Below are 4949 nucleotides of genomic sequence, written 5' to 3'. Positions count from 1 at the left end.
CGCTGGGGCCAGCAGATCTACGACATCATCTTCCCCTTCTAAGACACGAAAGGGATTTTCCGCCCCGCCCGAAGTTCGGGCACGCCAGAAAGCGCGTCAGGATCGCAGGATGCGAACCGCGGCAAAACGCCAGGGGCGAGAGCAAACGCAAAAGGCCGGTCAGAAGACCGGCCTTTTCGTTTTGGTCGATAGGGCGGACGACTAGGTATCGTCGCGATGCGTGCGCTCGCGACGCTCATGCCGCTCCTGCGCCTCGATCGACAGCGTGGCGATCGGCCGGGCCTCAAGCCGCTTGAGCGAGATCGGCTCGCCGGTCTCCTCGCAATAGCCATAGGAGCCATCGTCGATCCGCTTCATCGCCGCATCGATCTTGGAGATCAGCTTGCGTTGGCGATCGCGAGTGCGCAGCTCCAGCGCCCGATCGGTCTCGGTCGAGGCACGGTCAGCGATGTCGGGCTCCTGCGAGGTGTCCTCCTGCAGGTGCTGCAACGTCTGGTTCGACTCCCGCAAAATCTCTTCCTTCCAGGCCAGCAGCTTGCGGCGGAAGTATTCCTTCATGCGCGAATTCATGAAGGGCTCACTCTCGGTCGGCCGATAATTCGCCTTCAATTGGATACCCATGTAAGAGACCCTCCAGGCGCCGCGGCGACTCCGAAAACCCCGTCCGCGGCGCGCGGAGTATATGAATCGGCCTCGCCCGGAGCAAGGCCGTCGAGCGACTCGGAAGTCATTGAATTGTTGAAAGAATTATGAAAACTCCGCATTCGGAGCAATAAAATTACAACCCGAGCTTGGCCAACTCGACTTCGCAGCGCAGCTCGATCTCGGCCATCACCTCGGCCAGCTTGGGGTCTTCGACCATCAGCTTTTCGCTCCGCAGCGCCCGGGCCAGCGTCTGCAGCCGCTCGGCCGGGATGCTGCCCATCAGCAGGCCGTGGCGAATATCATCGAGTCTTTCGAGCAGGGTCGAGCCGCGCTGGAAAGCGCGCTGGCGGTTCTGCCGTCCACCGCCCTGTTCATCCACCGCCTGGATGGTCAGCATGGCATCCAGCGCCGCCACTGGTGGGGCCTGCGACACCTGCCCGGCGGGCTTTTCGACCCCCTTCAGCATACTGGCAAAGCTGGGGCCGCCGGCACTGCTGCTGCCGGTCGTGCGCTTGGGGCTGCCGGGGGCTACACCGCCCGGGCCTTTGATCTTGTCTATGCTCATGGAAAATATGGTCTCTTAACGGGCTGCATGGTGCCCGATAAGATTGACCGGGTAAAGACGGCATTTTTTGCCGGGCAAACCCCATTTCCAGCTTCAATCCACATATAATTCAAAGAGTTATCCTCTGGCACGACAATCGCATTTAACGGTGCGAGAGAACCGGCATGCGTGTCCGGTTCGCGTGAAGGAAGATGACGATGATCCGTTTCGCCAACACTGTGATCCGCCGCCTGCTGCTGGCCGCCTGTGCCGCAGCACTCGCCCTGACCCTGCCCATGCAGGCGCAGGCCGGCTCGCGCATCAAGGACATCGCCGATTTCGAAGGTATCCGCGACAACATGCTCGTCGGGTATGGCCTGGTGGTCGGTCTCGACGGCACCGGCGACAGCCTGACCAACGCTCCGTTCACCCGCCAGAGCCTGCAGGCGATGCTGGAGCGCTTTGGCGTCAATATCCGCGACGCCGGCACCTTCCGCACCCAGAACCTGGCCGCCGTGATGGTCACTGCCGTGCTGCCGCCGTTTGCCCGCCATGGCGGCCGCATCGACGTCACCGTTTCCACCATGGGTGATGCCAAGAGCCTTCAGGGCGGCACCCTGCTGGTCACCCCGCTGCTCGGCGCCGATGGCGAAGTCTACAGCGTGGCGCAGGGCGCCGTTGCCATCAGCGGCTTCAAGGCCCAGGGCGCCGCCGCCCAGGTCACGCGCGGCACGCCCACCTCGGGCCGCATTGCCAATGGTGCGATCGTTGAGCGCGAAGTCGGCTTCGAGCTGACCTCGCTGCCGGTGCTGCGCCTGGCGCTGAAGAACCCCGACCTCACCACCGCGCGTCGTATCAGCCAGGCCGTGTCGACACTGGCCGGCATGCCGACCGCGCGTGCGCTGGATCCCTCCACCGTGCATATCGACATCCCGGACCGCTTCCGCCGCGACGTCGTCGGCTTCATGACCGAAGTCGAGCAGCTGCAGATCGAAACCGACCAGATGGCCCGCGTCATCATCGATGAACGCTCCGGCACCATCGTGATGGGTCCGAATGTTCGCATCGACACGGTTGCGATTGCCCAGGGCTCGCTCACCGTGCGGATCACCGAAACCCCGCAGGTGTCGCAGCCGAATCCCTTCGCGCCGTCCGCCACCGCCATTGCCGGCATCTCCGGCACCTCGGCCTCGACCGGCACCGTGCAGGTGCCGCGCATCGGCCCGGACGGCCAGCCGGTCAAGGATTCTTCCGGCAACTTCGTGTTCGACACCATCACCCAGGCCGTGCCGGGCACCGGCACGCCCACCGTGGCCGGCTCGGCCGCAGGCGGCGCGCAGACCGTGGTGGTGCCGCGGACCGATATCCAGGTCGATGAGCAGGCCGACCGCCGGCTCGGCATTCTGAAGCGCGGCGTATCGCTGCAGGAACTGGTCGATGGTCTGAATGCACTGGGTGTCGGCCCGCGCGACATGATCACGATCCTGCAGGCGATCAAGGCCGCCGGCGCGCTGCAAGCTGAAATCCAGGTGATGTGAGGCCGCCATGTCCGCACTCGTCGCATCTCCCGCCATCAACTCCTACGCCATCGAACAGGCGCAGGCGAGCCGCGCCCAGCTCGACAAGCTGGGCCAGCCGAAGGAAAACGCGCGCAAGACCGCCCAGGATTTCGAATCCTTCTTCCTGACCCAGGTATTCGAATTCATGTCGACCGGCATCAAAACCGATGGTCCGATGAGCGGTGGCCAGGCCGAAGCCAAATGGCGCTCGTTCCTCAACGACCAGTATGGCCGCGAAATGGCCAAGACCCGCACGGTCGGGATCGCCGACATGGTCTATGACCAGATGCTCAAGATGCAGGAGGCCCAGTCGTGAACCAGAAGCAACAGCCTGCCGCCCGCCAGCCGCTCTCGCCCCGTGCCGCCCAGCGCCTGGGCCTCGATGCCGGTCCGCGCATGATCGACAATATCGGGCCCGGTGCCGTGCCCCCCACCGTCGCCGAACTGAGCGACCTGGTGATCCAGCTGAAGGATGTGCTGATCGAGGAAACCGCGGCGCTGGAACGGTTTGCCTATGATGGCCTCGACCGTTCGACCGAACAGAAGCGCATCATCTCCGGCCTGTTGCGCGACAAGCAGAAGGTTCTGCGCCAGCATCCCGATGCCCTGCGCCAGGCGCCTGAAGCCGAGCGCCGAAAACTGGAAAAGCTGCTGTCGGAAATGCAGACGGTTGGCCAGCGCAATGAGATCGTCGTGCGCACCGCGCGCGATGCGAACCAGAAGCTGCTGAATGCCGTGATCCGCGGCGCCACCAAGCAGAGCCAGCTCGGTACCGGCTATGGCCAGTCCGGCGCGATGACCGCGCTGACCACCAATTTTGGCGCCCGCCAGGCGGTTTCGCTGTTCAACAACGAAACCTGCTGAGCGCCTTTCGCCTTTCCCCCCGCCAGTACCCCCTCACCCCGTCCGGTTCGCCGGGCGGGGGCTTCTTTTCTCGGCCGGGCTCAGCCGCGCATCAGCTGCGGCAGGGCTGTTGCCAGGCCGGGCACGGCGATCAGCAACAGGGCGAACAGGATCATGATGATCGCATAGGGCAGAGCGCCCCAGATCACATCGTCGATCCGGCCGCGATCGGGGCGGATGCCCTGCACCACGAACAGGTTCATGCCGACCGGTGGCGTGATCAGGCCAAGTTCGCACATCAGCACGATGAACACGCCGAACCAGACCGGATCGACGCCGACGGCAGCAACAACCGGGTAGGACAGCGGAATGGTCGCCACCATCATCGACAGCGTATCCATGAACATGCCGAGCACCAGATAAAAGCCGATCAGAACCAGCAGGGTCTCCACCCGGTTGAGGCCGAAGGACGTGACCCATTTGGTCAGCGCCTCGCCGATGCCGGTCAGCGATAGCGCCAGGTTGAGCACGAAGGCGCCGATCACGATCAGCAGGATCATTCCGGTGGTCTTGGCGCTGGAAATAAAGCAGTTCTTCAGCAGGGCGAGGCTCAGCTTGCCCTGCGCAATCACGAAGCCGAGCACCACCACAAGACCAAGCGCCGCGGATTCGGTCGCCGTGGCGATGCCGAGATAGAGCGACCCCATCACGACGCCGAAGACGCCGACCGGCTCGACCAGATAGCGCAACAGGCGCACGCGCTCCGCCCAGGGCACGTTCACGGTGGCGACCTTCTCCTGCCGCAGCGAATGCGACAGATAGATCCACAGCATGAAGCAGCCCGTCAGCAGCAGGCCGGGCAGGATGCCCGCAATGAACAGCTTGCCGACCGAGGTGTTGGTCATCGAACCGAAGACGATGAAATTGATGCTGGGTGGGATCATGATGCCAAGCGTGCCGCCGGCCGCCAGGCTGCCGAGCGCATCGCGCATCGGATAGCCGTGGCGCTGCAGCGACGGCAGGGCAACCGTGCCGATGGTTGCCGCCGTGGCGACCGATGATCCGGATGTGGCGGCAAACAGCGCGCAGCAGCCGATATTGGTGTGCAGCAGCCCGCCCGGCAGCCGGCCAAGCCAGGCGGCAAACACGGTATACATGCGATCCGCCATGCCGCTGCGCAGCAGGAACTCGCCCAGCAGGACAAACAGCGGAATGGCGGTCAGGCCATTGTCACTCATGGTGCCCCAGGCCACCGAGGCCGACGACACCAGGAAGGCATTGCCGAAGGCCAGCATGCCGCCGCCCAGGCCCATCAGCAGCATCACCGCGCCGATCGGCAGGCCGATCAGCATCAGCGC

General features: G+C 64.3%; 6 protein-coding genes. 3 read left to right on the top strand and 3 right to left on the bottom strand.

The genetic code is table 11. From position 1 onward, the window contains the following. Positions 1-201 precede the first annotated feature (201 nt). Together dksA and AAG799_RS22265 are read right to left on the bottom strand one after the other, a co-directional pair. The gene (dksA, locus tag AAG799_RS22270) at positions 202-621 is read right to left on the bottom strand and encodes an RNA polymerase-binding protein DksA (protein WP_341899265.1); all 420 of its coding nucleotides are present in this window, start codon (positions 619-621) and stop codon (positions 202-204) included. Between the two features lie 157 nt (positions 622-778). Further along, positions 779-1210, bottom strand: coding sequence for a flagellar assembly protein FliX (locus tag AAG799_RS22265; RefSeq protein ID WP_341899264.1), 432 nt, complete (start codon positions 1208-1210; stop codon positions 779-781). Between the two features lie 197 nt (positions 1211-1407). Between AAG799_RS22265 and AAG799_RS22260 the strand changes: the two genes are divergently transcribed. Genes AAG799_RS22260 through AAG799_RS22250 form a run of 3 tightly spaced genes read left to right on the top strand, consistent with a single transcriptional unit; the run spans position 1408 to position 3612 of the window. Beyond that, positions 1408-2727: a flagellar basal body P-ring protein FlgI gene (locus tag AAG799_RS22260; protein WP_341899263.1), complete on the top strand. Its 1320-nt coding sequence runs from the start codon at positions 1408-1410 to the stop codon at positions 2725-2727. Positions 2728-2734: 7 nt separating this feature from the next. After that, on the top strand, positions 2735-3064 hold the full coding sequence (locus AAG799_RS22255; RefSeq protein WP_341899262.1) for a rod-binding protein: 330 nt from the start codon (positions 2735-2737) through the stop codon (positions 3062-3064). Next, positions 3061-3612, top strand: a complete 552-nt coding sequence (locus AAG799_RS22250; protein ID WP_341899261.1) for a hypothetical protein — start codon at positions 3061-3063, stop codon at positions 3610-3612. Before AAG799_RS22255 ends, AAG799_RS22250 begins: the two co-directional genes overlap by 4 nt. Before the next feature lie 80 nt (positions 3613-3692). On the opposite strand, the gene AAG799_RS22245 is transcribed toward AAG799_RS22250, so the two are convergent. Then, a partial coding sequence (locus tag AAG799_RS22245; protein WP_341899260.1) for a TRAP transporter large permease occupies positions 3693-4949 on the bottom strand: 1257 nt, incomplete at its 5' end.

Origin of the sequence: Ferrovibrio terrae (assembly GCF_943371255.1) — a bacterium.
Lineage (GTDB): Bacteria > Pseudomonadota > Alphaproteobacteria > Ferrovibrionales > Ferrovibrionaceae > Ferrovibrio > Ferrovibrio terrae_B.
The sequence above is the reverse complement of the archived record's forward strand: the minus strand, read 5'-3'. Positions and strand labels throughout refer to the sequence as shown.

Bases quoted from the DNA above. Each gene is read 5' to 3' on its own strand.
- dksA (WP_341899265.1), bottom strand. From the start codon at position 621: ATGGGTATCCAATTGAAGGCGAATTATCGGCCGACCGAGAGTGAGCCC.
- AAG799_RS22265 (WP_341899264.1), bottom strand. From the start codon at position 1,210: ATGAGCATAGACAAGATCAAAGGCCCGGGCGGTGTAGCCCCCGGCAGC.
- AAG799_RS22260 (WP_341899263.1), top strand. From the start codon at position 1,408: ATGATCCGTTTCGCCAACACTGTGATCCGCCGCCTGCTGCTGGCCGCC.
- AAG799_RS22255 (WP_341899262.1), top strand. From the start codon at position 2,735: ATGTCCGCACTCGTCGCATCTCCCGCCATCAACTCCTACGCCATCGAA.